26 protein-coding genes are annotated in these 21814 nt (G+C 57.8%); 14 read left to right on the top strand and 12 right to left on the bottom strand.

Translation table 11 applies throughout. The features are described from left to right. Positions 1-54 precede the first annotated feature (54 nt). Positions 55-2448, top strand: a complete 2394-nt coding sequence (locus PFH44_RS00205; RefSeq protein ID WP_283824039.1) for a beta-N-acetylhexosaminidase — start codon at positions 55-57, stop codon at positions 2446-2448. A 144-nt stretch (positions 2449-2592) separates the two neighbouring features. Here the strand turns inward: PFH44_RS00205 and blc are convergent, their stop codons facing one another. Next, the gene (gene blc / locus PFH44_RS00200) at positions 2593-3117 is read right to left on the bottom strand and encodes an outer membrane lipoprotein Blc (protein ID WP_045853306.1); all 525 of its coding nucleotides are present in this window, start codon (positions 3115-3117) and stop codon (positions 2593-2595) included. 118 nt (positions 3118-3235) lie between these two features. On the opposite strand from blc, the gene PFH44_RS00195 reads away from it, so the two are divergent. The 10 genes from PFH44_RS00195 (at position 3236) to PFH44_RS00150 (ending at position 11044) form a co-directional block, all read left to right on the top strand. Beyond that, complete coding sequence (locus tag PFH44_RS00195; RefSeq protein ID WP_045853305.1) at positions 3236-3964, top strand: MerR family transcriptional regulator; 729 nt, start codon at positions 3236-3238, stop codon at positions 3962-3964. A 228-nt stretch (positions 3965-4192) separates the two neighbouring features. Then, positions 4193-4627: a nuclear transport factor 2 family protein gene (locus tag PFH44_RS00190; protein WP_283824038.1), complete on the top strand. Its 435-nt coding sequence runs from the start codon at positions 4193-4195 to the stop codon at positions 4625-4627. Beyond that, positions 4624-5343 (top strand): SDR family NAD(P)-dependent oxidoreductase, encoded by a 720-nt coding sequence (locus PFH44_RS00185; protein WP_283824037.1) that lies wholly within the window; start codon positions 4624-4626, stop codon positions 5341-5343. The genes PFH44_RS00190 and PFH44_RS00185 overlap by 4 nt, the downstream gene beginning before the upstream one ends. Then, positions 5340-6602 carry an NAD(P)/FAD-dependent oxidoreductase gene (locus tag PFH44_RS00180; protein ID WP_045853302.1) on the top strand — a complete coding sequence of 421 codons (1263 nt, stop codon included), beginning with the start codon at positions 5340-5342 and terminating at the stop codon, positions 6600-6602. The genes PFH44_RS00185 and PFH44_RS00180 overlap by 4 nt, the downstream gene beginning before the upstream one ends. Then, the gene (locus tag PFH44_RS00175; RefSeq protein ID WP_283824036.1) at positions 6599-7318 is read left to right on the top strand and encodes a DUF1365 domain-containing protein; all 720 of its coding nucleotides are present in this window, start codon (positions 6599-6601) and stop codon (positions 7316-7318) included. Before PFH44_RS00180 ends, PFH44_RS00175 begins: the two co-directional genes overlap by 4 nt. Next, positions 7318-8538 carry an SAM-dependent methyltransferase gene (locus PFH44_RS00170; RefSeq protein WP_045853300.1) on the top strand — a complete coding sequence of 407 codons (1221 nt, stop codon included), beginning with the start codon at positions 7318-7320 and terminating at the stop codon, positions 8536-8538. The genes PFH44_RS00175 and PFH44_RS00170 overlap by 1 nt, the downstream gene beginning before the upstream one ends. After that, positions 8535-9020 (top strand): DUF2878 domain-containing protein, encoded by a 486-nt coding sequence (locus PFH44_RS00165; RefSeq protein ID WP_045853299.1) that lies wholly within the window; start codon positions 8535-8537, stop codon positions 9018-9020. Before PFH44_RS00170 ends, PFH44_RS00165 begins: the two co-directional genes overlap by 4 nt. Positions 9021-9034: 14 nt before the next feature. Then, positions 9035-9544, top strand: coding sequence for a hypothetical protein (locus tag PFH44_RS00160; protein ID WP_406627051.1), 510 nt, complete (start codon positions 9035-9037; stop codon positions 9542-9544). Then, positions 9541-10071 (top strand): DUF3833 domain-containing protein, encoded by a 531-nt coding sequence (locus tag PFH44_RS00155; RefSeq protein WP_283824035.1) that lies wholly within the window; start codon positions 9541-9543, stop codon positions 10069-10071. The genes PFH44_RS00160 and PFH44_RS00155 overlap by 4 nt, the downstream gene beginning before the upstream one ends. A gap of 13 nt (positions 10072-10084) precedes the next feature. Then, positions 10085-11044 carry a YbgA family protein gene (locus PFH44_RS00150; RefSeq protein WP_045853296.1) on the top strand — a complete coding sequence of 320 codons (960 nt, stop codon included), beginning with the start codon at positions 10085-10087 and terminating at the stop codon, positions 11042-11044. Positions 11045-11383: 339 nt separating this feature from the next. Here PFH44_RS00150 and PFH44_RS00145 read toward each other — a convergent pair whose 3' ends face one another. From PFH44_RS00145 to PFH44_RS00120, 6 genes are all read right to left on the bottom strand, one after another. Then, positions 11384-11695, bottom strand: coding sequence for a hypothetical protein (locus PFH44_RS00145; RefSeq protein ID WP_283824073.1), 312 nt, complete (start codon positions 11693-11695; stop codon positions 11384-11386). A gap of 635 nt (positions 11696-12330) precedes the next feature. Next, complete coding sequence (gene ridA, locus PFH44_RS00140; RefSeq protein WP_041143783.1) at positions 12331-12717, bottom strand: 2-iminobutanoate/2-iminopropanoate deaminase; 387 nt, start codon at positions 12715-12717, stop codon at positions 12331-12333. Between the two features lie 177 nt (positions 12718-12894). Then, positions 12895-13356, bottom strand: coding sequence for an aspartate carbamoyltransferase regulatory subunit (gene pyrI, locus PFH44_RS00135; protein WP_045853295.1), 462 nt, complete (start codon positions 13354-13356; stop codon positions 12895-12897). A gap of 12 nt (positions 13357-13368) precedes the next feature. Continuing rightward, entirely contained in the window at positions 13369-14304 is a 936-nt protein-coding gene (gene pyrB, locus PFH44_RS00130) for an aspartate carbamoyltransferase (RefSeq protein ID WP_045853294.1), read from the bottom strand. 2 nt (positions 14305-14306) lie between these two features. Beyond that, positions 14307-14366: a pyrBI operon leader peptide gene (locus PFH44_RS00125; RefSeq protein ID WP_112150686.1), complete on the bottom strand. Its 60-nt coding sequence runs from the start codon at positions 14364-14366 to the stop codon at positions 14307-14309. After that, the gene (locus PFH44_RS00120; protein WP_080773194.1) at positions 14341-14445 is read right to left on the bottom strand and encodes a pyrBI operon leader peptide; all 105 of its coding nucleotides are present in this window, start codon (positions 14443-14445) and stop codon (positions 14341-14343) included. The genes PFH44_RS00125 and PFH44_RS00120 overlap by 26 nt, the downstream gene beginning before the upstream one ends. 194 nt (positions 14446-14639) lie before the next feature. Between PFH44_RS00120 and PFH44_RS00115 the strand changes: the two genes are divergently transcribed. Continuing rightward, a complete protein-coding gene (locus tag PFH44_RS00115; RefSeq protein ID WP_045853293.1) occupies positions 14640-15092 on the top strand; it encodes a NanQ anomerase/TabA/YiaL family protein in 453 nt (150 codons plus the stop codon). 84 nt (positions 15093-15176) lie between these two features. Here the strand turns inward: PFH44_RS00115 and argF are convergent, their stop codons facing one another. Together argF and argL are read right to left on the bottom strand one after the other, a co-directional pair. Then, the gene (argF, locus tag PFH44_RS00110) at positions 15177-16181 is read right to left on the bottom strand and encodes an ornithine carbamoyltransferase (RefSeq protein WP_283824034.1); all 1005 of its coding nucleotides are present in this window, start codon (positions 16179-16181) and stop codon (positions 15177-15179) included. Further along, the gene (gene argL, locus PFH44_RS28040; protein WP_374756750.1) at positions 16151-16246 is read right to left on the bottom strand and encodes a putative translational regulatory protein ArgL; all 96 of its coding nucleotides are present in this window, start codon (positions 16244-16246) and stop codon (positions 16151-16153) included. Before argL ends, argF begins: the two co-directional genes overlap by 31 nt. A gap of 98 nt (positions 16247-16344) precedes the next feature. Between argL and rraB the strand changes: the two genes are divergently transcribed. Together rraB and miaE are read left to right on the top strand one after the other, a co-directional pair. Then, positions 16345-16770, top strand: a complete 426-nt coding sequence (gene rraB, locus PFH44_RS00105; protein ID WP_045853291.1) for a ribonuclease E inhibitor RraB — start codon at positions 16345-16347, stop codon at positions 16768-16770. Positions 16771-16819: 49 nt separating this feature from the next. Beyond that, positions 16820-17584, top strand: a complete 765-nt coding sequence (gene miaE / locus PFH44_RS00100; protein WP_283824033.1) for a tRNA isopentenyl-2-thiomethyl-A-37 hydroxylase MiaE — start codon at positions 16820-16822, stop codon at positions 17582-17584. 89 nt (positions 17585-17673) lie between these two features. Here miaE and PFH44_RS00095 read toward each other — a convergent pair whose 3' ends face one another. The 3 genes from PFH44_RS00095 to holC form a co-directional block, all read right to left on the bottom strand. Further along, on the bottom strand, positions 17674-18177 hold the full coding sequence (locus tag PFH44_RS00095; RefSeq protein ID WP_045853289.1) for a GNAT family N-acetyltransferase: 504 nt from the start codon (positions 18175-18177) through the stop codon (positions 17674-17676). A gap of 170 nt (positions 18178-18347) precedes the next feature. Beyond that, positions 18348-21203 carry a valine--tRNA ligase gene (locus tag PFH44_RS00090; protein WP_283824032.1) on the bottom strand — a complete coding sequence of 952 codons (2856 nt, stop codon included), beginning with the start codon at positions 21201-21203 and terminating at the stop codon, positions 18348-18350. Continuing rightward, the gene (gene holC, locus PFH44_RS00085) at positions 21203-21646 is read right to left on the bottom strand and encodes a DNA polymerase III subunit chi (RefSeq protein ID WP_041143792.1); all 444 of its coding nucleotides are present in this window, start codon (positions 21644-21646) and stop codon (positions 21203-21205) included. Before holC ends, PFH44_RS00090 begins: the two co-directional genes overlap by 1 nt. Positions 21647-21814 lie beyond the last annotated feature (168 nt).

Here is a 21814-nt window from a genome sequence, read left to right as displayed (position 1 = left end):
CGCATGTTAACCAAATGTTTTGCTTTTTTTGGCCCGTCATCAAAAGGAAAACTCATGCTTAACACCCTGCGCTATGGACTGCTTACCAGCGGATTAATTCTCAGCGGCCTGGCCTGCGCCGCCCCGGCGGGCGATCTTCCGCTTATGCCCTGGCCGGCCCACGTCGAGCGTCCGCAGGCGCAGGGCGCGCTGGTGCTGAATAATCAGCTGACGCTAAACGTCACCGGCGACGATTTGGGGGATGCCGCCGGCCGCTGGCGCGAGCGCATCGCCCGCCAGACCGGCTGGACGCTGCAGCCGCAGCTGGCGCCGGCGAAAGCGCCTACGATTAACGTGGTGATTGCCAAAAAGGTCCCGGCCATTCCGCGCCCGGACAGCGATGAAAGCTACCAGCTGAAGGTGACCGCCGAGGGCGTTACCCTCAGGGCGAATACCCGCTTCGGCGCGCTGCGCGGGATGGAAACTCTGCTCCAGCTGATCCAGAACGGCGCGGAGAATACCGCCATTCCTTACGTTACGATCGACGATGCGCCGCGCTTCCCGTGGCGCGGGCTGCTGCTCGACTCCGCGCGCCACTTTATGCCGCTGGACGCGATAAAACGGCAGCTTGACGGCATGGCGGCCGCCAAGCTCAACGTCTTCCACTGGCACCTGACCGACGATCAGGGCTGGCGCTTTGCCTCCACGCGCTATCCGAAGCTGCAGCAGCAGGCCAGCGACGGGCTGTTCTACACCCAGGCGCAGATGAAAGAGATCGTGCGCTACGCGACGGATCGCGGCATCCGCGTGGTGCCGGAAATCGACATGCCCGGGCACGCCTCGGCCATTGCGGTGGCCTATCCGGAGCTGATGAGCGCGCCGGGACCCTATCAAATGGAGCGCCACTGGGGCGTGCTTCAGCCGGTGCTCGACCCGACCAAAGAGGCCACTTACGCCTTTGCCGAGGCGATGATTGGCGAGCTGGCGGCGATCTTCCCCGACGCTTATCTGCATATTGGCGGGGATGAGGTGGACGACAGCCAGTGGCGGGCGAATCCGGCGATCCAGAAGTTTATGCGCGACAAGGGGCTGGCGGACAGCCACGCGCTGCAGGCGTACTTCAACCGCCGGCTGGAGACGATCCTCGAAAAGTACCATCGCCAGATGGTGGGCTGGGACGAAATCTATCACCCCGATCTGCCTAAAAGCATTTTGATCCAGTCGTGGCAGGGGCAGGACGCGCTGGGAGAAGTGGCGAAGCACGGCTACCGCGGGATCCTCTCTACCGGATTTTATCTCGATCAGCCGCAGTACACCGCCTATCACTACCGCAATGAAATCGTGCCGCAGGGCCTGAACGGGGTCGACACCATTACCGATAACGACAGCGCTCAAAGCTGGAGCTTTGTGATGCCGCGGCTGAAGGGAAGCGCGGTGGAAGGCAGCTTCACGCTGGTAAAAGGCGAGAGCGGCTGGCGCGGATTTATTGATTTTAAGGGTAAATCTCGTCGGGCGGTGCAGGATATTGCGTGGCTGAACGATAACCAGATAACCTTCAGCGTCGATACCTGGATGGGTGAAACCCGGCCGGTGCTCACCGTCAACGACGATAAGCTTGGCGGCTACTTCCTGCTGGGCAACGCCCGCTATCCGGTGAGCGGGCAGCGGCTGGACGAGGTGCCGGAGGGGATCCCGCCGGTGGTTCCCGATGCCGAACAGCAGAAGAACCTGCTCGGCGGCGAAGCGGCGCTGTGGGCGGAAAACGTGGCGGCGCCGGTGCTGGATATCAAGCTGTGGCCGCGGGCCTTCGCGGTCGCCGAGCGGCTGTGGTCGGCGCAGGATGTCAAAGACAGCGACAACATGTACCAGCGTCTGCAGGCCATGGACGGCTGGTCAACGGTCTCGGTCGGCCTGCAGCAGCACGGCCAGCAGCTGGTGCAGTTCACCCGGCTGGCAAACGGCGGCAGCCCTCTGGCGCTGCAGATCCTCGCCCAGGCCATCGAGCCGGCGCACTATTACACGCGCCAGCATCTGAAGTTCCAGGCCAATAACTATCATCAGTTTGAGCCGCTGAACCGCCTGGCCGACGCGCTGCCGCCGGAGAGCGATACCGTGCGCAGCCTTGACCGCTGGGCCGAAAGGCTGATTAGCGATGCGGAAGATAGCGAAAGCGCGGACGCGCTGCGTCACGTCTTTACCCGCTGGCAAAATAATACCGCCGATGCGCTGGCGCTAACGGATAACAGCTATCAGCTGGCGGCGATCGGCCCGGTGGTGCAGCAGGTTGATAAGCTGGCGACGCTGGGGCTGCGGCTGACGGATCTGGTGGCCCGTCAGGGTACGCTGGATGATAAGGAGTATGCGTCGGTGCAGGCGCAGCTCGATGAGGCGGCGAAAACCCAGGATGAGCTGGTGATTGCGGCGGTCTATCCGCTGGAAAAGCTGCTGCGGGCGACGAAGGTCGAGTAGGCGCTCAATATCGGTGCCGACCTCAGTAGGTCGGCACTGCGGCAGAGGCTGACATTTCTCTCGTTACCCCAGCCCCATTAACCACAAGCGGGGCCAACAGATGGCCGATGTCCAGGTGAACGCCGGGCTGCCATATCAATATGGTTACTGCTTGACCCACACCAGCCGATCGACCCTAAAGCCGAGCGCGCGGGCGGTGTTCAGGTAATCCTGTTTCACCGCTTCCGGAATGGTTGGCGTTCGCGACAGAAGCCACAGATAGTCGCGGTTCGGGCCGCTGACCAGCGCGTACTGATAATCCTCATCGATCTTGATTACGTTATAGCCGCCGTAAAACGGGCCAAAGAACGAGACTTTCAGTGCGGCAGTGGCCACCGGACCGGTGAAGTACGCCTTACCTTCGCTCTCATTCCACTTTTTCTTCTGCAGGTCGTAGCCACGGTTGAGTACGCTGATGCCGCCATCGTTGCGTTTGCCATAGGTGGCGGTCACCTGCTCAAGGCCGCGCTCGAAGCGATTTTCCAGGCGAGCGACTTCGTACCATTTGCCCAGATAGCGACTGGCATCAAAGCCGGTGATAGGCTGCACGCCCTTCGGCGGCGTGGGGGATTTACAGGCAACCAGGGTCAACGCGATTGCAACACCGGTTACAGCGGGCCATAGCTTCATGAGGACTCCTTTCATCTGCGCGTTTGGAAGTAAAGTGTAGTGCAAACGTCCTGCACTTCATTCAACCCTTCATTATTCGTAGTATATTGAGAGCATTCTTTGTCATCAGGTGTACGTCATGTCTTACTCCATCGGCGAATTTGCCCGGCTTTGCGGGATAAACGCAACTACGCTTCGCGCCTGGCAGCGTCGTTACGGCCTGCTGAAACCGCTGCGCACCGACGGTGGGCATCGCCAGTACAGTGACGATGATATCCAGCAGGCGCTCAAAATTCTCGACTGGGTGAAAAAAGGGGTCCCGGTCAGTCAGGTTAAGCCTCTGCTGGCTCGTCCGGGCGCGCGCCGGACCAACAACTGGCTCTCCCTCCAGGAAACCATGCTGCAACGGCTGAAAGAGGGGAAAATCGAATCCCTGCGCCAGCTGATTTACGATGCTGGCCGCGAGTATCCCCGCCCGGAACTGGTTACGGAAGTATTGCGCCCGCTGCGCAGTAAAGTCTCGGCCAACATTCCGGCCATGATGACCCTGCGCGAAGTCCTCGACGGTATCATTATCTCTTATACGTCGTTCTGCCTTGAAGGCGATAAAAAAGCGCCGGGCGATAACGCCTTGATTACCGGCTGGCATCTGACTGACTCCTGCGAAATCTGGCTTGAAGCGCTAAAGCGTACAGGCCAGGGACATCGCATTGACGTGCTTCCCGTACCGCCCGCCGCCCTGGCCCCGGAAATCTTCCCGGAGCGAAAATGGCTGCTGGTCACTACTGGCAAGCTCACCGTCGCGCGTAAAAAGCAGTTAGAGCTCTGGCAGCAGCAGGGTATATCCCTCGAGGTTATTCTTCTGTAATTCCGTTTACCCACTCCTGACTCCCCTTCTCACGCGCCACCGTAACGGTGGCGCGTTCGCATGTGAACGCTAAAAAAACGAAAATAACTTCGAAAAGTTAATTTTAATAACTTATTGAAATAAATAAATAATAAAATATATATCATCTTTAACTTGGACAAATAAAGTTAATTGTGCAAGTTTTAGTTATGCGATTACGCCACGTTGTTCACAGCCAGGGTGAGACCCATGAGCATATTGCCATCCGTTATTAACCGGTTTGTTGAGTACTACGCCAGGCTGGACAACCAGCAGCCATCGGCGCTGGCCGCGCTCTATGATGCCGGCGCCACGCTTACCGATCCGTTCGGCGAGCATAAGGGGCTTTACGCTATCCAAAATTATTTCACTCATCTTCTGGCCAACGTGGACCACTGTCGTTTTTTCATTGATGCGCCCCTGTGTGACGGTCAGCGTTTTGCCGTGACCTGGACCATGCTCTGGTCGCACCCGCGCATTGCCGGGGGGGAAACGCTGACCCTGCCGGGAAGCTCAGTGGTGGAGATCCGGGCCGGTATGATTATTCGCCAGCGCGACTACTACGATGCCGGGGAAATGATCTACGAACATCTTCCTCTGCTGGGGTGGGCGGTGCGCCGCGTGAAACGGAGGGTGCACCCATGATGACTGTCCTCATCACCGGCGCCAGCTCCGGTATCGGAGCCGGACTCGCAAAATCCTGGGCCGATGAAGGCTGTCGCGTCATCGCCTGTGGGCGAGATTCGTCCCGGCTGGAGTCCCTGGATCAGTACAGTCCGAACATCACCGTGCGCCTGTTCGATATGACCGACAGGGCCGCCTGCTGTCAGGCGCTGACGGGGTGTTACGCCGATCTGGTGATTCTCTGCGCGGGAACCTGTGAATATCTGGAAAACGGGGTGGTGAATGCTGACCTGGTGGAACGGGTAATGACAACCAATTTTCTGGGGCCAGTGAACTGCCTGGCTGCGCTTGAGCCGCAGCTGGCTTCTGGTAACCGCGTGGTGCTGGTCAGTTCAATGGCTCACTGGCTACACTTCCCACGCGCTGAGGCGTATGGCGCCTCAAAAGCGGCGTTGACGTGGTTTGCTAACAGCCTGCGCCTGGACTGGGAGCCAAAAGGTATTGCCATCACGGTAGTTTCTCCGGGCTTTGTCGACACGCCTCTGACGCGTAAAAACGATTTCCCCATGCCCGGACGGGTCAGCGTGGAGAGCGCGGTGAAGGCTATCCGCCACGGTCTGTCAAAAGGTAAAAACCATATTGCCTTCCCGACCGGGTTTAGTCTGATCCTGCGTCTGCTGGCGGCACTTCCGCCATGTCTTCAACGCCCATTGTTGCGCAGGATGGTACGCTCATGAACATCGCCATTATCGGCGGCGGCATCGCCGGACTGACCTGCGCATGGCGGCTCGCCGGGCATCATCAGGTGACGCTTTTCGAAGCCGAACCCACGGTCGGTGGGCATACCGCGACGGTGGATGTGGCGACGCCGCAGGGAACCTGGGCCATTGATACCGGGTTTATCGTCTATAACGACCGCACCTATCCTCGTTTTATGGGCCTGCTAAGCGAACTGGGTATCAGCGGGCAAAAAACGCAGATGAGCTTTTCGGTGCATAGCCCGCAAAGTGGCCTCGAGTACAACGGGCATACCCTTAGCTCGCTGTTCGCGCAGCGTCGTAATCTGGTGAACCCGACGTTCTGGGGACTACTGAAAGAGATTGTCCGTTTTAATCGGCTGGCAAAACGGTCGTTAGAAAACGCGGATCGCCATGCCACGCTGCACTCGTTTCTGGAACAGCACCACTTCAGCGCGTTTTTCGCGCGCCATTACATTCTGCCGATGGGGGCCGCTATCTGGTCATCATCGCTACAAGAGATGCGTCGTTTTCCACTGCCGCTGTTTTTGCGCTTCTTTGAGCATCATGGTCTGCTGGATATCACCCATCGCCCGCAGTGGTACGTGGTGCCCGGCGGTTCGCGGGAGTATATCCGCGCCATGCTGGCTCAGCTGGGCGATCGCCTGACCGTGCGCCTCAACGCCCCCGTGCAGCGGGTTATTCGTGATGGCAGCGGCGTGACGGTCCGGCTGGATACGTCGAGCCACCGGTTCGATCAGGCGATCTTCGCCTGCCATTCCGGGCAGGCCCTGGCCATGCTCGAAGACCCAACTCAGGCTGAAAGCGAGGTGCTGGGAGATATCGGCTGGCAGCGTAATGAGGTGGTGTTACACAGCGACCGACGCTGGCTGCCGGTGCGCGATCGCGCCTGGGCGAGCTGGAACTATCGCCTGAGCGAGCAGGATCGGGCCAGCGCCTGCGTCACCTACTGCATGAATATCCTCCAAGGCCTGCCCGCGGACGCCCCTTTGTTCTGCGTCACCCTGAATCCTGAAACCCCGGTGGAGGAGCGCTACGTCTGGCGGCGTTTCGTCTATGAACATCCGCTGTTTACCGCTAAAAGCTGGCGTGCGCAGACCCGTCGTCACGAGATTAATGGCCGGCAGCGAAGCTGGTTCTGCGGTGCTTACTGGTACAACGGTTTCCATGAGGATGGGGTGCGTAGCGCATTGGATGTGGTGCAGGGGATTGCTGCCGGAGAGGGCCCCCTAAGATGAACAGTTGCCTCTATCAGGGCATGTTGCGCCATCGTCGTCTTCAGCCGAAAACGCATCAGTTTCACTATAACGTGTTTATGGGCTGGCTCGATCTGAATGAGCTGGAGATGCTGCCGTCTGTCGGTGTGCGCCGCAATCGCTTTGCCGCCGCCGCTTTCCATGATGCGGATTATCCGCTAGGAACGCCGCTGAAAGAGCGCGCCCTGAACCGGCTGGAAAGTTTGGCCGGGGAGCGTCCTGATGGCCGCGTCATGCTCCTGACCCAGTTTCGCTACTTTGGACTGCACTTTAATCCGGTCAATTTCTACTACTGCTACGACCACGCAGACACCCTGCGCTGGGTGCTGGCCGAGGTGCGCAACACTCCATGGAACGAGCGTCATTACTATGCCGTAGATGCTCAGGTGGCGCGCCCGTTGGAAAAGGCCTTTCACGTTTCTCCTTTTAACCCGATGGAGATGGTTTATCACTGGCGCTTCAACAGCCCCGGCAAAACGCTGCATATGCATATTGAGAATCATCAGGCGTCGAAAGTGTTTGATGCGACGCTGGCGCTGAAACGCGAGCCGCTGACGCGCAAAAATCTGACCTCGCTGCTGCTGCGTATTCCGCTGATGACGCTGAAAACCGTACTCGCTATTTACTGGCAGGCGCTGCGGCTGTGGCTCAAGCGTGTGCCTATCCACAACCACCCCGTTAGCAGGAGTAAACGCTGATGACCGATCCCGCCTTTGCGCTTGAACCCGATATTCCGCGCAACGTCCGTATCGCGAGATGGCTGCTCTTCCGTTTGCTGAGCGGCATCCGAGGAGGCTCGCTCACCTTGCGAGAGGGCGCGCAGACGTTTCATTTTGGTGACGCTTCTGCGCCGCTACGCGCCGACGTGAATATCCTCTCATCGGGCGTTTACTGGCGCCTGCTTACTGGTGGGAGCCTCGCCGCAGCCGAAGCCTGGATGGACGGCGAGTGGGAGACGCAGCAGCTAACGCCGTTGCTGCAAATCCTGGCGCTCAACGGCCACGTGCTGAAACGGTTGGAAAGTGGTTTTCGCCTGCTGGGTCGGCCCGTTGAGCGCCTGCGCCACAGGGCACGACGCAACCATCAGCAGCAGGCGCGGGAAAATATCGCCGCGCATTATGACCTCGGCAACGAATTTTACGCACACTTCCTCGATGAAGAGCTGCTCTACTCCAGCGCGCTGTTTAGCGCCGATGAGCAGGATCTGGCTCAGGCTCAGCGGGCTAAAATGGCGCGCCTGTGCGAACAGCTGGCGCTGACGTCAGAGGATCGCCTGCTGGAAATCGGCACCGGCTGGGGGGCGATGGCAGAGTATGCCGCGCGTCACTATGGCTGCAGCGTCACAACCACCACGCTGTCGCAGGAGCAATATAACTGGGCGAAAGCGCGGATTGCCCGGGCGGGGTTACAGGACAGGGTGCAGGTCCTGCTGTGCGATTATCGCGATCTGACCGGCGAGTTCGATAAGCTGGTATCGGTAGAGATGATCGAGGCGGTAGGGCAACGTTATCTCCCGGCTTTCTTCCGCACCTGCCAGGCGCGCCTGCGCCCTGGCGGCAGAATGGCGATTCAGGCCATCACCATTCAGGATCAGCGCTACCGTGACTACAGCAAAAGCGTCGATTTTATCCAGCGTTACATCTTCCCCGGCGGATTTTTACCGAGCGTCACGGCGATGAGCATGTTGATGACGCGCCACACCGATTTTGTCGTCCGTAATCTTATTGATATGGGGCCAGACTACGCCCGCACGCTTGCACACTGGCGGCAGCGTTTTGTTCACGCCTGGCAGGATATTGAAAAGCTCGGTTTTGATGATCGCTTCCGCCGCATGTGGCTTTACTACTTCGGCTACTGCGAAGCCGGGTTCAACGCGCGCACCATTAGCGTGGTGCAGCTGACCGCGGAGCGCGTATGAAACGCTATGTACAGGTTTTTTTGCTGGCTATCGCGTTCGATCTCTACTGGACGCTGGTCGTGCTGTTTCGTGAACGGTGCCTGTTCCTGTGGCTCGCTTTGGCGATTCTGGCCTTCATGATGCTGTCGCCTGCACACCGTCTTTACGCTCTGCTGTTGGCTGCGACAGGCAGTGGCCTGGATGCGCTTTGGGCATTGACCGGGCTTATCGATTTTAACAGCAACGTGCTGCTGCCCCTGTGGATGGTCGCACTGTGGCTGATGTTTGCCACCGTCTGGACCGGACTGACCTGTACTACCACGCTGCCGGGATGGATGCTGGCGCTAATGGCAACGTTCGGCGGCCTGGCGGCTTATCTCATTGGCGAACGTTTGGGCGCCATCGCTTTTCTGCAACCGACGTTGATGGTCATCGGTTGGATAGCGCCGGGCTGGCTGGCGTTGATGCTGTTTTTCCATATTTTGATGGGGAGACGACAGTGAAAAGCGCGCTGCTGATGCTGATGTGGCTAGCAGTCTCCACGCCAGTCGCTCATGCCGCCGACTGGCTAAACTGGCGCAAAGTGGGCGACGCGACCCTCACCTGGGGGCCATTTGTCATCTATACCTCCCAGCTACGCACACCGGATGGGCGATATGACGGGCTGGCGCAAAAGCAGGTGCTGATTATTACCTACAAACGCGATATCGCCCGTGAGGACCTGGTCGATGCGACCCGCGACCAGTGGCAGGCGCAGGGTATTTTGGCAAGCGAACCGCAAAGCGAAGCCTGGCTGCAGATGCTGCGTTCTGTTTGGCCTGACGTCACATCGGGTACGCAGCTGGCCTTTGTGCTTAACGATAAGCAGGGGCAGTTCTGGTATCGCGCGTCGTCGGCGCAAAAGACGTTTACCCCATTAGGCCCCCGTCAGTCAGAAGCCTTCAGCATGCGCTTTCTGTCCATCTGGCTGGGCCCGCGTACGCAGTACCCTGAGCTACGTCAGCAGTTGATCGGAGGTGAAAAATGAAACGCATCCTGACGCTAGGACTGGCCATGTTGATAGTGCTTGCCGGCTGCAGCACGGAGATTGGCAACTACCGGTATCAACAGCCGTCGCTTGATATCTTTCGCTACTTTCAGGGTAAAACCGAGGCGTGGGGCATGGTGCAGGATCGCAGCGGTAAGCAGCTGCGTCGGTTCCACGTTGATATTGATGGCGACGTTGTCGGCGATACGCTGACCCTCAATGAACGCTTCGTCTATGACGATGGACAAAAGCAGCAGCGGGTATGGCACATCCGGCGCATCGGCGCCGGCCGCTACGAAGGCTCCGCGGGCGATATTAAAGGCGTGGCTACCGGCCTGGCGGCGGGTAATGCTTTTAACTGGCGATACAGCATGAACGTGACCGCTAGCGGCGGTACCTGGCTGCTGGGCTTTGATGACTGGATGTACTTGCAGGACGACACGCATCTTTTTAATAAAACAGAGATGAAGAAATTCGGCATCACCGTCGCTACGGTTACGCTTTTCTTCACCCGCAAAACGCAGTAAAGGGGATAGCGCCATGAATACTCAACCTGTTATTGGGATCAGCGGATGTTTAACCGGCTCCGCCGTAAGGTTTGACGGCGGACATAAACGGATGGCCTTTGTGATGGAAGGGCTGGCACAGTGTGTGACCTTCAAACCCGTCTGCCCGGAGATGTCTATCGGCCTGCCGGTGCCTCGCCCGGCGCTGCGTCTGGTACAAACCACCGAAGGGGATACCCGGATACGCTTCAGCCACGCGCCGCACCACGACGTTACGCAGAAAATGGCTGATTTCGCCGACGAGTATCTTCCCCGTCTGGGCGAACTGTCGGGATTTATCGTCTGCGCCAAATCGCCGAGCTGCGGCATGGAGCGCGTGCGGCTGTATGATGAAAAAGGCAACCGCGGGCGTAAGGAGGGGGTGGGGCTCTTCACCGGAGTACTGTTGGAGAAATATCCGTGGCTACCGGTTGAAGAAGATGGCCGCCTGCACGATCCGGTGCTGCGTGAAAATTTTGTCGAGCGTGTTTTCGCCCTGCATGAGCTCAATACCTTGCGGGCCAATGGCCTGACCCGCCGCGCGCTGCTGGATTTCCATAGCCGCTACAAGCTACAGCTGCTGGCACATCATCAGGCGGGCTACCGTGAGATCGGCCCGTTTGTCGCCTCGGTGCATGAATGGAAGGATCTGGATGCCTTCTTCGTGGCCTACCGCGAAAAACTGATGGCAATACTAAAGCAACCCGCTTCGCGAAAAAACCACACCAATGTGCTGATGCACATTCAGGGCTACTTCCGCGATCGGTTGAATAGCCGCCAACGCTGTGAACTGCGTGAAGTGGTCCTCCACTATCGCGCCGGGCTACTGCCGATACTCGCGCCATTAACGCTGCTGAAGCACTATCTGGCGGAATACCCGGATCGCTACCTCTTAACGCAGAACTACTTTGACCCCTATCCTAAGGGTTTAGCCCTGCGCCTGATGGTTAACTAAAAAGTATCACGAGTCGGCCCAGCCCCGGTGTTGGACTGACTCTGGTGTGTTATTACGTACCATTTTTAACGTCCATTTTTTGCTCAGTATGGGCAAAGCGTTTCCTCCAGTAACCCCCTCATCCTGGCTGATTGAGCGCCCTGCTTTAGCCGAAGTTAAACGACTTCGCGTTTAAATATTCAAGCAGCTTGCGGCAGCGAGCTTCCCGACGACCGGACCTTAAACCAGTGCTATGGCGGAGTCCGGCCGCTTCATGCCGGAGTCGGATATTAGCGCTTTGTCTTAATACGGATGTTATGGCAAGTCCGGGTAACCGGCAGATAGCTTCCGGAAATGAGGCTAAAGCGGCGCAACGGCTTCTACAACATGATGGAAAACGTAAGGATCGGAAAGTAGCTCAAACTCTTCGTCGTCTGGATAAGTCACCGCCACGTGATAGCTTTCTCCGGCAAATGCCTTTACCGACTGCAGATCCTGCCAGTAAGTTGCCAGAAAGAAATGCTCCCAGCCTCCCTGGGTTTCTCTGCGCACGAACGCGCCGTTGTTCCCCTGTATGCTTCTTGAATGCTCTACGCCTGTACTTTCAAGGTGTTTTGCAAAACCTTCCGCATGTTTAAGCGGAACACATCCGTGCCAGGTCCTTACAATTATTAGCTTTTCCTCTTTTGGTAGCAAAAGATAACCATAGCATCGAAAGGGATCCTGGCGTGTGTTTTCCGAAGAGCATGGCTCCATAGCTCGAAATATATTTATTTTGACAGGCCAGTCTTCACCCCGGCCTGTAAGTCCCCCTTGCAGTGAGTTCAAAGGGCGACGCAGGCCTACCCTTAAACGAGGGGGGACGCTGCCGCAAAACGAAGAACGCCTATTAACTACGCACCAGAACATAAAGCGATTATCTGAGACAGACCTCAGCAAGGTGATTCCTTGTACGATATCGCCCGAGTGTTCGACAGATATCATTCGTCTCTCATACCTTCATACCTTCTGTTTTATGCTTTCAGTTTCAAACGCTTCTTCGCGGCATAAGACACGGGATGAATGCAGGTTTAGTATACCGAGATGGATAAAACCACAGGGGCTGAAATCCAGGAAATACGAGAGTGCTTCAGAGAAAAATTAACGACGATGAAAAATTGCAGAGGGTAGGGCTATTCAGGTCAGAAAGCGCGTTTTGCGACGGGGAAGTAAGTCGCTGCAGCCTGAAGGGCTTTACGGTGGCGGGTGACGGCTGCTCAACCCGCGGCCGCCAGATAACCCTCCCCGCAGCGGAGAGGGCTGAACAATCAGCGGCGAATCGCGATCGCTTCAATCTCAATCTTCACGTCTTTTGGCAGACGCGCAACTTCGACGCAGGAGCGTGCCGGGAAGGTCGCATCATGCTCGGTGAAAAACGCTTCATACGCGGCGTTCACGGTGGCGAAATCGTTCAGGTCTTTAACGAAGACGGTGGTTTTAACGATATCGCCCACTTTCAGGCCTGCTGCTTCAACGATAGCCTTTACGTTGTCCAGAGACTGGCGCGCCTGAGCGGCAACCTCTTCCGGTACGCTGCCCGTTTTAGGATCAACCGGGATCTGGCCGGAAGTGATGATCATGCTACCCAGATCAACACCCTGAACGTACGGGCCGATAGCTGCTGGTGCATTTTCCGTCGCGATAGTTTTAGACATGAGTTCTCCTGAATAACAGCTTAATTAAGAAGTGACGCGAAATCCTTCGGGTTGCATCGACGCGGCAGGAGGCGAGTCGCCTTGGGCGCTCACGCCGCCGACAAGGAAGCAGCTTGAAGGATAGCGCGTTAAGGACCCGGCCATTATAGGGAGCCGGGTTGCCAATACCAACCTCAATTAGTTGGCCAGAACCACATTATGTGAAAACTCTTTTTCACAATATTTGCACTTCAGCGCGATGTCATTTTCACGTTTTTTCACCGCAAAGCTGGAGGAAACGGGCTCGGCGTGGCTGATACAGTTGCTGTTCGGACACACCAGCACGCTGTTAATCCGCTCCGGCAGATTGGGGCGCGACTTGCCGACCACTTCGTAATCGTCGATACGGTTCACCGTCGCCAGCGGGGCGTACAGCGCCAGTTGGTTGACCTGCTCGTCGGTCAGGAAGGTGTTCTCAATTTTAATCAGATCCTTGCGGCCCATTTCGCCTGACGGCAGGTTCAGGCCGATGGTGATGCGCTGGTCGGTTTCGGTCAGCTTGAACAGCGTCAGCAGCTTAAAGCCCACCTGCGCGGGGATGTGGTCGATGACGGTGCCACGCTTAATGGCTTCTACCTGCAGTTTATTATCGTGTGTCATGGTCGTTTCCCCTTACAGAGCCAGCTCGCTAGTCAGTACCAGTGCCAGTAACGCCTGGCGTGCGAAGATGCCGTTGCCGGCCTGCTGGAAGTACCAGGCGTGCGGCGTTTTATCAACATCGGTGGTGATTTCGTCAATGCGCGGCAGCGGGTGCAGCACTTTCATATTGTCGCGGGCACCTTCCAGATCGGCGGCGCGCAGCACAAACTGCGCCTTCACGTTGGCATATTCCGACGGGTCGAGGCGCTCTTTCTGGACGCGGGTCATATAGAGAATATCGACCTCCTCCATGACCTCATCAATGGCGCTATGGACGCTCCAGGCAATCCCTTTCTCATCGAGCATATCGAGAATGTACTGCGGCATGGCCAGCGCGTCAGGAGCGATAAAGTAGAAGCGGTTGCCGTTAAATTTCGCCAGCGCCTGGGTCAGGGAGTGCACGGTGCGGCCGTATTTCAGGTCGCCGACCATCGCCACGTTGAGGTTTTCCAGGCGGCCCTGGGTTTCCTGGATGGTGAACAGATCCAGCAGGGTTTGCGTCGGATGCTGGTTGGCGCCGTCGCCTGCGTTGAGCACCGGAATACCGCCGGAGAATTCGGTTGCCAGGCGCGAGGCGCCTTCCTGCGGATGACGCATCACGATGGCGTCAACGTAGGTGCTGATGACCGAAATGGTGTCGGCGAGGGTTTCGCCCTTTTTGCCCAGCGAGGTGTTGCTGCTGTCGGAGAAGCCTACCACGCTGGCGCCGAGGCGGTGCATCGAGGTTTCGAACGACAGACGGGTGCGGGTAGAGGCTTCAAAAAAACAGCTGGCGATAACCTTGTGCTTCAGCAGTTCCGGCTGCGGGTGCGCTTTCAGCTTTGCAGCGGTCGCCAGGACCAGTTCAAGGTCTTCGCGGCTGAGATCGTTTATGGAAATGATATGTTTTTGATATAGCGGGTTAGCCATGTTTATCTCCTGACGCCTGGGCAAAAAAAAAGCCCCTTAAATAAGGGGCTTCGAGAATTCATTGAGCAACGGAAAGAAAAACGCTACGCCAGCGCCTGTTTTCAGACGCGGTAAGACAGAATGTCGTACGCAATAGACCATGCTTCCTCCCGGCAAATCGACCGGCATTATACGCAGCTCAAATTTCGGATCAAGCGATTCGTCCACAAACAGGTAAACGTTTGCTTCGATATCGCTGCGCCAGCGCAAAAAAGCGTTAAAAAGTGGTGGTATGGCAGTCGCAAGGGGCGTATAAAAACCAGAAATGAAAAGCTGTTTTATATTTGAGGGTTATTATGATCGTCGGCAACATTCACCATCTGCAGGCCTGGCTACCGGAGCCCCTGCGTCAGGCTATCGAATACGTTAAGGCTCACGTCAGCGAGCAGACGCCGCTCGGTAAGCACGATATTGACGGCAACAACCTGTTTTATCTGATTTCGCAGGATACCACCGAAGCGCTCAGCGAGCGCCGCGCCGAGTATCACGCGCGCTACCTGGATATCCAGATTGTGCTGCAGGGCGAGGAGGGGATGACCTTCAGCACCCGGCCCGCCGGGACGCCGGATATCGACTGGCTGGCGGATAAAGACATCGCGTTCCTCGCCGCCGGCGAGGAGGAGAAAACCATGATCCTCCGCGCGGGAGATTTTGTGGTGTTTTATCCAGGAGAGGTGCATAAGCCGCTGTGCGCGGTGGGCTCGCCCGCCAAAGTGCGCAAAGCGGTGGTGAAGATGCTGATGGGCTAAGGGCCAGCGCTCCCCGGCTGCGCTGCACTTGCCGGGGAGTGGCCCGGATAGGGCGCACGCGCCGCCTCCGGGAGTCTCCGCGGGTTATTTACTCAGGGTCGCGACCATCACCGCCTTGATGGTATGCATGCGGTTTTCGGCCTGATCGAAGACGATGCTCGCCGCGGATTCAAACACCTCGTCAGTGACTTCCATCCCGCCATGCAGGCCGAACTCGGCGGCCATCTGCTGGCCAAGCGCGGTCTGATCGTCGTGGAACGCCGGCAGGCAGTGGAGGAACTTCACCTGCGGGTTGCCGGTCAGCGCTATCATGCTGCTGTTCACCTGATAGTCACGCAGCTGGGCGATACGCTCGGCCCACTTCTCTTTGGCTTCACCCATCGATACCCAAACGTCGGTATAGATAAAGTCCGCGCCCTTCACGCCGGCGGCGATATCTTCGGTCAGGGTAATGTTGCCGCCGTGCTTTTGCGCCAGCGCTTTGCACTCGGCCACCAGGCTCTCTTCCGGCCAGCAGGCCGCCGGCGCGACGAGGCGCAGATCCAGCCCGGTAAGGGCCGCCGCTTCCAGCATCGAATTGCCCATGTTATTACGCGCGTCGCCGGCGTAGGCGAGGGTCATCTCGTTGAACGCTTTCCCCGGCAGATGTTCCTGCATGGTCAGCAGATCCGCCAGCAGCTGGGTAGGGTGAAATTCGTTGGTCAGGCCGTTCCACACCGGCACGCCGGCATATTGGGCGAGGGTTTCAACCACTTCCTGGCCGTGGCCGCGGTACTGAATACCGTCATACATCCGGCCCAGCACGCGGGCGGTATCTTTAATGGACTCTTTATGGCCGATCTGGCTGCCGCTTGGCCCGAGGTAGGTGACGCGCGCGCCCTGATCGAATGCGGCAACTTCGAAAGAGCATCGTGTGCGGGTAGAGTCTTTTTCGAAGATGAGCGCGATGTTTTTGCCGGCGAGATGCTGGATTTCAATGCTGTTTTTTTTATCGGTTTTGAGCCGGGTCGCCAGCTTGAGCAGGGCGGTGATTTCTGCAGGTGTAAAATCAAGCAACTTCAAAAAATGCTTCTGATAAAACGTCGACATGGTTCCCTCGCATGGCTTAAGCCACTTATTGAATTAAAATTCACTTTATATGTATGAATATTCATTTGCAACCCCGCCGCACAAATCTTTCGCGCAAAGGTGGAGGCAATCACGGCGGTATGTGACAATAGAAGTAACTGCCGCACATTATGAGGAACGAGCCATGGCAAACCCGGAACTACTGGAAGAACAGCGTGAAGAAACGCGTCTGATTATCGAAGAGCTGCTCGAAGACGGCAGCGATCCGGACGCGCTGTACACCATTGAGCATCATCTCTCCGCCGACGACTTCGAAACGCTGGAAAAAGTTGCGGTCGAAGCCTTCAAGATGGGTTACGAAGTGACCGAGCCGGAAGAGCTGGAAGTCGAAGAGGGCGAAACCGTTATCTGCTGCGACATCCTGAGCGAGAGCGCGCTGAAGGTTGAGCTGATTGATGCCCAGGTTGAACAGCTGATGACGCTGGCAGAAAAGTTTGGCGTCGAGTATGACGGTTGGGGCACCTACTACGAAGACCCTAACGGTGAAGATGGCGACGAAGACGATGACGAAGATTTCGTCGATGAAGATGACGACGGCGTACGTCACTAAGCCGCTGATGGATACGGCGGTATCTGCCGCCGTATAGCAAGGAATCTCGATGGACTACCCGCAAATACTCTCCCCCGTACTCAACTTTCTGCACTGCACCACCCCGCAAGCGTGGATTGATGAAGCCCGTAAGCCGGAAAACCTGCCGCTGCTGCTCACCGATCATATGGTCTGCGAGCTGAAAGCGGCGCAGAACGCCATGCTGCTGGTGCGTAAATATGTGGCGGATAAAGAGGGCGCAGACGAGCTGCTGGCCTGCCTGAAGCCGTACGAGGACTTTACCTACCGCTGGGGCCCGGAACCGGATTTCGTCGCGCTGCATAAGCGGATCAATAAAAGCACCATGCCGCATACGGACGACCCGTGGGGACGCCAGCTGATTGACAGCATGGTGCTGCTGATTAAAGAAGAGCTGCACCACTTTTGGCAGGTGCGCGAGATCATGCAGGCGCACGATATTCCCTACGTCAAAATGACCGCCAGCAGCTACGCCCGCGGGCTGCGTCGGGAGGTGCGATCCCATGAGCCGGCGATGCTGATCGATAAGCTGATCTGCGGGGCCTATATCGAAGCGCGCTCCTGCGAACGCTTTGCCGCCCTGGCGCCGTGGCTGGAGGAGAGTCTGCAGAAGTTCTACCTGTCGCTGCTGCGCTCCGAAGCGCGCCACTTCGAAGATTACCTGCGCCTGGCGCAGCAGATTGCCGGGGAGGATATCTGCGAGCGCGTGCGCCAGCTGGGTGCCGCGGAAGCCGCGCTGATCAACGCGCCGGAGGCGGAGATTCGCTTCCATAGCGGGGTGCCGGTGGCCGCTTAAGGCGGCGCTCCCGCAGCCGCGCCGGAATATGCTGAGGCGGGTCCCCGGTAAGCGCAGCGCGGCCGGGGAAGCGTAAACAACAAGACTAACTACAGCGTTTTAAGCATCCGCACTTCGCAGTCAACGTGGCCGGTATGGCCTAGCGGCCCATCGATATGCTCGAAGCCAAGGTGCTCGTATAGGCCTACCGCTTCCTTGAGGAAGGCGGTGGTTTCCAGATAGCAGCGCCTGAATCCCTGCTCGCGGGCATGATCCAGCGCGAGCAGCGCCAGCTTTTTCGCCAGCCCCTGTCCGCGGGCGCAAGTCATAAAGTACATTTTCTGCAGCTCGCAGATATCGGGCTCGCTGTGGGCCAGCGGCGCTACACCGCCGCCGCCGACCACCTGACCATTCTGCTCCACCACCCAGTATGCGGAACCCGGCTGGCTGTAGAGCTGGAAAAGCTCATCCAGATTAGGGTCGGCTACCGTATAGCCTTTATCGGCCGTCAGCCCGTATTCGGCTGAAACCTGGCGAATAACGCCGGCGATAGCCGCATTGTCTTGCGCGGTGATCCGGCGCAGCGACACCGTGATGGTCGCGATGGTATTCATACGATTACTCATAGCAAAAATGGCGGATGATGCTGTTGTTAATAACATCGGAAAAGGGGGCAGCGCAAGCGCTGTTCAACGCGACGAACGTTTGTGCTGCAACCTGGTCGTTAGCGCGTGGGAATACGCGGTGATTGGGCCCCTTGCCCGGTCAGGCAAGGGGCAGAGGGTTACAGCGCGGCGATGACGGCCTGCTGTTCAACCAGCTTGCTTTTCGCTTCCGCGTAACCTTCCAGCTTTTCACGCTCTTTAGCAATGACCGCTTCCGGCGCGCGGGCGACAAAGCCTTCGTTGGAAAGCTTGCTTTCGATGCGGCCAATTTCCGCTTCGACTTTCGCCACTTCTTTCGCCAGACGCGCCAGCTCGGCGTCCTTGTCGATAAGGCCGGCCATCGGGATCAGCAGCTCGGCGCCGTCGATGATCTTGGTGACGGAAACCGGACCTTTATCATCGGCAGCCAGCACGGTGATGCTTTCCAGGCGCGCCAGGTTCAGCAGGAAGCTGCGGTTGTCGTTTACGCGACGAATGGCGTCGTTGCTGCAGCCGCGCAGCAGAAGCTCCAGCGGTTTGCCTGGGGCAATGTTCATTTCCGCGCGAATGTTACGCACGGCGATGATGGCCTGCTTCAGCCACTCGGTATCGGAAGCCGCGGCTTCATCAACCTGGGACGCATCGTACTGCGGGAACGGCTGCAGCATGATGGTATCGGCGGTTATGCCGCAAATGACCTTCACGCGCTGCCAGATGGTTTCGGTGATAAACGGAATGATCGGGTGCGCCAGGCGCAGCAGGCCTTCCAGTACGGTGACCAGCGTATTGCGGGTGCCGCGCAGTTCGGCCTCGCTGCCGCCGTTCATTACCGGCTTGGTCAGCTCCAGATACCAGTCGCAGAACTGGTTCCAGGTGAACTCGTACAGAATGCCCGCGGCGATATCGAAGCGGAAGTTATCCAGCGCTTCGCGGTACGCTTTGATGGTCTGGTTGAATTCAGCCAGGATCCAGCGATCGGCCAGAGAGAGCTCCATGGCGCCGCCGCTGAAGCCGCAGTCCCGATCTTCGGTATTCATCAGTACGAAGCGGCTGGCGTTCCACAGCTTGTTACAGAAGTTGCGGTAGCCTTCCAGGCGCTTCATGTCCCAGTTGATGTCGCGGCCGGTTGAGGCCAGCGCCGCCAGGGTGAAGCGCAGGGCGTCGGTACCGTGCGGCTCGATGCCGTCCGGGAACTGTTTTTCGGTGCGCTTAGCGATTTTTTCCGCCAGCTGCGGCTGCATCATATTGCCGGTGCGTTTCTCCAGCAGGTCGGCCAGGGAAATACCGTCGACCATATCCAGCGGGTCAATCACGTTACCCTTGGACTTGGACATCTTCTGGCCTTCATCATCGCGGATCAGGCCGGTCATGTAGACGGTTTTAAACGGAACCTGCGGCTTGCCGTTTTCATCTTTGATGAAGTGCATGGTCATCATGATCATGCGGGCAATCCAGAAGAAGATGATGTCGAAGCCGGAGACCATCACGCTGGTTGGGTGGAACTGACGCAGCGCGTCGGTGTTTTCCGGCCAGCCGAGGGTTGAGAACGTCCACAGCGCGGAGGAGAACCAGGTATCGAGAACGTCGTCGTCCTGGCGCAGCGCGACGTCTGCGCTCAGGTTGTTTTCGCTGCGCACTTCTTCTTCGGTGCGGCCAACGTAGACGTTGCCTTCGTTGTCGTACCATGCCGGGATGCGGTGACCCCACCACAGCTGACGGGAGATACACCAGTCCTGAATATCGCGCATCCAGGAGAAATACATGTTTTCGTACTGCTTCGGCACGAACTGAATGTCGCCGTTCTCAACCGCTTCCACCGCCGGTTTTGCCAGCACGTCGGCACGAACGTACCACTGGTCGGTCAGCATCGGCTCGATAACCACGCCGCCGCGATCGCCGTACGGTACGGTCAGGTCGTGCGGTTTAATCTCTTCTAACAGGCCCAGCGCGTCGACGGCGGCAACCACCGCTTTACGCGCGGCAAAGCGTTCCAGATTCTGGAACTGGGCCGGGATCGCGTTAGGGTAGGCGTCAGATTCGTTGCCTTTGGTGTCGTACACCTCCGCGGTTTCGCGGATATCGCCGTCAAAGGTCAGGATGTTGATCATCGGCAGGCCGTGACGTTTACCGACTTCGTAGTCGTTAAAGTCGTGCGCCGGGGTGATCTTCACGCAGCCGGTGCCCTTTTCCATATCGGCGTGTTCGTCGCCGACGATGGGAATGCGGCGGTCAACCAGCGGCAGAATAACGAATTTGCCGATCAGGTCCTTGTAGCGCGGATCTTCCGGGTTAACCGCCACGCCGGTATCGCCGAGTACGGTTTCCGGACGGGTGGTGGCCACCACCAGGTAATCTTTACCGTCGGCGGTTTTCGCGCCGTCGGCCAGCGGGTAGCGGATGTGCCACATGGAGCCTTTAGACTCGCGGTTTTCCACTTCAAGATCGGAAATCGCGGTGCGCAGCTTCGGATCCCAGTTGACCAGGCGCTTGCCGCGGTAGATCAGGTCCTCTTTGTACAGGCGGACAAAGACTTCCTTCACGGCGTTGGAGAGGCCTTCGTCCATGGTGAAGCGCTCGCGCTCCCAGTCCACGGAGTTGCCCAGGCGGCGCATCTGGCGGGTAATGGTGCCGCCGGATTCCGCTTTCCACTGCCAAATTTTGTCGATAAAGGCGTCACGACCGTAATCGTGGCGGGTTTTACCCTCTTCGGCGGCAATCTTACGCTCAACCACCATCTGGGTTGCGATACCCGCGTGGTCGGTACCGGCCTGCCACAGGGTATTTTTACCCTGCATGCGCTGGTAGCGAATCATGGTATCCATGATGGTTTGCTGGAAGGCATGACCCATATGCAAACTGCCGGTGACGTTCGGCGGTGGGATCATGATGCAGAAGCTCTCCTGGCTTTCATCACCATTCGGTTTGAAATAGCCCTGCTTTTCCCAGTGCTCGTAAAGCGGCTGTTCGATATCTTGTGGGTTGTATGTCTTTTCCATTATTTCCAGGTTGCCGTGTTCAGGTTGAAACCAGCCATGCGGTACGCTTTATAGCGTTCGCGCGCCAGTTGTTTCAAAGAGTCTTCGTAAGGGACAAAGTCTATCACTTCTGTGAAAGCGGTGGCAAAATCTGCAAAGTTTACCCGCAGACTGATCAGGATGTCCCGCGGGCTGCTGTTGCGCTTTTGCGGCCAGGCGACCTCCACCGGCGCGCCGCCTCTGGGACCTTCTCCCGCCAGATTATGCGGGACAAAACTTTCCGGTGGCCGCGTCCACAGCGCTTCGTCGAGGCGAACCGCCTGCTGCTCATCTTCACAGGCGATCAGCACGCGCTTGCCGCTGCGCCAGCGCTCCGCGGCAATTTCACACACCAGCTGTTCGACGGCGCTCAGGCCGTCCTGCTGCGCGTCGTTGTCCAGCAGATAAAAGGTTGCGTTCTTCATATCTCTACCCGTTGTCTTTCCCGTTGCCTCTTGGTTGGCTGCCTTTGGGCACCCCCGGCCGCAGAGTGAACTATGCCGACGGAAGTGTGCGCCGCTCTGCCGCCGCGATGCAACTCGAAATCCATAGGGTACTGAATTCTAATTGCTCGAACTTACGGGCCGGATAAG

The sequence above is a fragment of the Klebsiella sp. Ech2A genome, assembly GCF_030078455.1.
Taxonomy (GTDB): Bacteria; Pseudomonadota; Gammaproteobacteria; order Enterobacterales; family Enterobacteriaceae; genus Klebsiella; species Klebsiella terrigena.
The sequence above is the reverse complement of the archived record's forward strand: the minus strand, read 5'-3'. Positions and strand labels throughout refer to the sequence as shown.

Bases quoted from the DNA above. Each gene is read 5' to 3' on its own strand.
- argL (WP_374756750.1), bottom strand. From the start codon at position 16,246: ATGAATATTCATACATATAAAGTGAATTTTAATTCAATAAGTGGCTTA.
- rraB (WP_045853291.1), top strand. From the start codon at position 16,345: ATGGCAAACCCGGAACTACTGGAAGAACAGCGTGAAGAAACGCGTCTG.
- PFH44_RS00160 (WP_406627051.1), top strand. From the start codon at position 9,035: ATGCTGATGTGGCTAGCAGTCTCCACGCCAGTCGCTCATGCCGCCGAC.
- PFH44_RS00190 (WP_283824038.1), top strand. From the start codon at position 4,193: ATGAGCATATTGCCATCCGTTATTAACCGGTTTGTTGAGTACTACGCC.
- PFH44_RS00185 (WP_283824037.1), top strand. From the start codon at position 4,624: ATGATGACTGTCCTCATCACCGGCGCCAGCTCCGGTATCGGAGCCGGA.
- PFH44_RS00090 (WP_283824032.1), bottom strand. From the start codon at position 21,203: ATGGAAAAGACATACAACCCACAAGATATCGAACAGCCGCTTTACGAG.
- PFH44_RS00095 (WP_045853289.1), bottom strand. From the start codon at position 18,177: ATGAATACCATCGCGACCATCACGGTGTCGCTGCGCCGGATCACCGCG.
- blc (WP_045853306.1), bottom strand. From the start codon at position 3,117: ATGAAGCTATGGCCCGCTGTAACCGGTGTTGCAATCGCGTTGACCCTG.
- PFH44_RS00120 (WP_080773194.1), bottom strand. From the start codon at position 14,445: ATGGTCTATTGCGTACGACATTCTGTCTTACCGCGTCTGAAAACAGGC.
- holC (WP_041143792.1), bottom strand. From the start codon at position 21,646: ATGAAGAACGCAACCTTTTATCTGCTGGACAACGACGCGCAGCAGGAC.
- PFH44_RS00170 (WP_045853300.1), top strand. From the start codon at position 7,318: ATGACCGATCCCGCCTTTGCGCTTGAACCCGATATTCCGCGCAACGTC.
- pyrB (WP_045853294.1), bottom strand. From the start codon at position 14,304: ATGGCTAACCCGCTATATCAAAAACATATCATTTCCATAAACGATCTC.
- PFH44_RS00180 (WP_045853302.1), top strand. From the start codon at position 5,340: ATGAACATCGCCATTATCGGCGGCGGCATCGCCGGACTGACCTGCGCA.
- PFH44_RS00165 (WP_045853299.1), top strand. From the start codon at position 8,535: ATGAAACGCTATGTACAGGTTTTTTTGCTGGCTATCGCGTTCGATCTC.
- PFH44_RS00155 (WP_283824035.1), top strand. From the start codon at position 9,541: ATGAAACGCATCCTGACGCTAGGACTGGCCATGTTGATAGTGCTTGCC.
- argF (WP_283824034.1), bottom strand. From the start codon at position 16,181: ATGTCGACGTTTTATCAGAAGCATTTTTTGAAGTTGCTTGATTTTACA.
- PFH44_RS00175 (WP_283824036.1), top strand. From the start codon at position 6,599: ATGAACAGTTGCCTCTATCAGGGCATGTTGCGCCATCGTCGTCTTCAG.
- ridA (WP_041143783.1), bottom strand. From the start codon at position 12,717: ATGTCTAAAACTATCGCGACGGAAAATGCACCAGCAGCTATCGGCCCG.
- PFH44_RS00150 (WP_045853296.1), top strand. From the start codon at position 10,085: ATGAATACTCAACCTGTTATTGGGATCAGCGGATGTTTAACCGGCTCC.
- pyrI (WP_045853295.1), bottom strand. From the start codon at position 13,356: ATGACACACGATAATAAACTGCAGGTAGAAGCCATTAAGCGTGGCACC.
- PFH44_RS00115 (WP_045853293.1), top strand. From the start codon at position 14,640: ATGATCGTCGGCAACATTCACCATCTGCAGGCCTGGCTACCGGAGCCC.
- PFH44_RS00205 (WP_283824039.1), top strand. From the start codon at position 55: ATGCTTAACACCCTGCGCTATGGACTGCTTACCAGCGGATTAATTCTC.
- miaE (WP_283824033.1), top strand. From the start codon at position 16,820: ATGGACTACCCGCAAATACTCTCCCCCGTACTCAACTTTCTGCACTGC.
- PFH44_RS00195 (WP_045853305.1), top strand. From the start codon at position 3,236: ATGTCTTACTCCATCGGCGAATTTGCCCGGCTTTGCGGGATAAACGCA.